Raw genomic sequence first — 2,296 nt, 5'->3', positions numbered from 1 at the left:
TGTATTTTGCAATAGAAAAGTGCAGGAAAATGCAAAGAAAAGTGCAGAGGTTTGTCACCCGGAATACTTCTCTTTATTTTCTTTTAGATAATGCATTTGTTAAGCGGTAACTCTCTCCTTGATAAGAGATGATATGGGCATGGTGAATCAGCCGATCCACCAATGCAGCGGTCAATCTAGAGTCTACAAATATTCTGTTCCATTGACTGAACTCTAAATTTGACGTGATGATTAAACTCTTCTGCTCGTAGAATTCAGAGATAAGTTGGAATAGTAGCTCAGAGCCCTCTTTACTAAACGGCAGGTAGCCCATTTCATCCAGGATGATTAAATCCACCTTCTCTAATTTCTTACGAAATGTTGAGAGCTTATTCAACCTTAAGGCTTGCTCTAATTCTTCTACTAAATGAGCTACACGGTAAAAGCGGACTTCATAGCCATTTTCACAAGCCTTCCTTCCCAATCCCGTCGCTAGATGGGTTTTCCCAGTTCCAGGAGACCCTACCAATACAACGTTTTCTCCTTTCTCAATAAAACTCAAACTGCATATTTCCTCTTTAGACGTGTGAGGTGGAAACCGAATTTGTTCTGTCCATTCATAGGTATGAAGATCCTTCTTATCCAAAAACTTTGCCTTTTTTATTAATCTGATAGATTTTGTTTGTTCTCTTAACTTATGTTCCTCGTCAAATAAGTCATTAAGATATTGCTCCTTATTCTCGAAGGGGATTTGATCATATATTTCTGCTATATGGGCCAAACGTAGAGTCTTGCACTTACTTCGTAACTGATCACTCATTTGCCCACCTCCTCAATTGGAGTGAGGGCATCATATTGATTCCAATCCACTTCATAAGGATTGCTATCGCCGTTTAAACGTTCTTTCTCAATCAAGTCATAAAACTCTTCATTGATTCGTTTCATATCGTAAGTAACTAACAGGGTAGAGAGGGACTCTAAACGTTTACGACGAATAAGCAGGTTGTCCGTTAGTAGAAATTCCTTTACTCTTCCAGGAAGGTAGTCGCAATATCGCGAATAGTTTAGAACCCTTGGTTTATGAATCCATGTTTTTATAATGGATTGCCACGGGAGTCCTTTTCGCTTGTTCATGTAAGGACGGAAGTCCTCCAACAGAATTTCACCGTCTGGTGAAACAACTTTATATTGATCCCAGCTAAGGATTAAGTGTAATTGACTGTAGTTATAAGCACGCGGGACATGTATAAGGGACTTGTCAATTTTCACTTCATTGTACTTATTTACCTTTGCCAAGTCTTTTTTGAATACTGGGTATGCCCTTGCGGGCATAGCTAGTAAGTACTTGGTTTCTTGCTCCCATAACTCCTGGATTAGAACTTCTTTCTCATAGTGCAGCCTTTTACGATCTTCATGCAGTTGCTCCTTCAACTTCAAGGTTAGATCTTCAAAGCTTTTCATCACTGGTGCCTTGGTGAAAAAGTTGTATCGAATATAGCCCACCTTATTTTCTACATTCCCTTTCTCATGGCCACTTCTCGGATTACAAACCTGAACTTCAAATCCAAAATGATTCTGAAATTGCATAAATTCATCTGTTAGTTTTGCTTCTTCCATTTTTGATCGGGTTTGTTTTACTGCAGGTGTTAAGTTGTCAATTCTTATTGATTTTGGCACTCCACCTGCTTGAATAAACAGCTGCTGCAATCCATACAAAAAGCATTCTTGATTCTCAGATGGCAGAGGTACGGCAAAGCCAGTGTTGCTATAGGGCATAGACATGATCAGTGCTCGAACATCTACTAAATCTCCATCTTGAACAGCTTCCATTACTCCAAAGTCCACTTGTGCCTCACCCGGAGGGTGCGTTAATCTTTCATGTCCTTTATCCTTTTCTTCTTGATGACTGCTCTTCCACTCTTTTACAAAATTGCATACTGTTCGATAGGATCCGGTAAAACCATATTTCATCAATTCGTTATGTAGCTCTTTATTTGTCCTTCTAGATTTTCGTTTTAATCGTTGATCTTCAAACAACCAATCAGCGACCATTTCTCCCCATTTTTCCTCATACATCATTCCTTTTCTAGTCTTGAGGGTTTCATTTGGTATCTGGTCCTCATCTGCATATTTTTTTGCGGTGCGCCAGTTAACCCCTAATATTTTCTGTATTTGGGAGATTGATAGACCTTTGTTGTTTCTTAAATTTTTGATACAATTAACATCAGACATTGCTAGCATCCTTCCATTACCTCCACGTATTGATTCGACACCAATTACGTTAGAGGGACTTGGGGTGACTGGCAAGTCTTTTTTT

Annotated in this window: 2 protein-coding genes; both read right to left on the bottom strand. The window is 39.1% G+C overall.

The window, feature by feature from the left end; genetic code table 11:
* Window positions 1–73: 73 nt before the first annotated feature.
* Window positions 74–799 (bottom strand): IS21-like element helper ATPase IstB, encoded by a 726-nt coding sequence (gene istB / locus ACIFPW_RS11640; RefSeq protein WP_430244363.1) that lies wholly within the window; start codon window positions 797–799, stop codon window positions 74–76.
* Window positions 796–2,296: IS21 family transposase (istA, locus tag ACIFPW_RS11635; RefSeq protein WP_430244361.1), on the bottom strand; the 1,501-nt coding region annotated here is incomplete at its 5' end. The genes istB and istA, both read right to left, overlap by 4 nt.

The sequence above is a fragment of the Pseudalkalibacillus sp. NRS-1564 genome (assembly GCF_050467905.1).
In the GTDB taxonomy this organism is placed as follows: domain Bacteria; phylum Bacillota; class Bacilli; order Bacillales; family Guptibacillaceae; genus Guptibacillus; species Guptibacillus hwajinpoensis_B.
The sequence above is the reverse complement of the archived record's forward strand: the minus strand, read 5'-3'. Positions and strand labels throughout refer to the sequence as shown.

Bases quoted from the DNA above. Each gene is read 5' to 3' on its own strand.
- istB (WP_430244363.1), bottom strand. From the start codon at position 799: ATGAGTGATCAGTTACGAAGTAAGTGCAAGACTCTACGTTTGGCCCAT.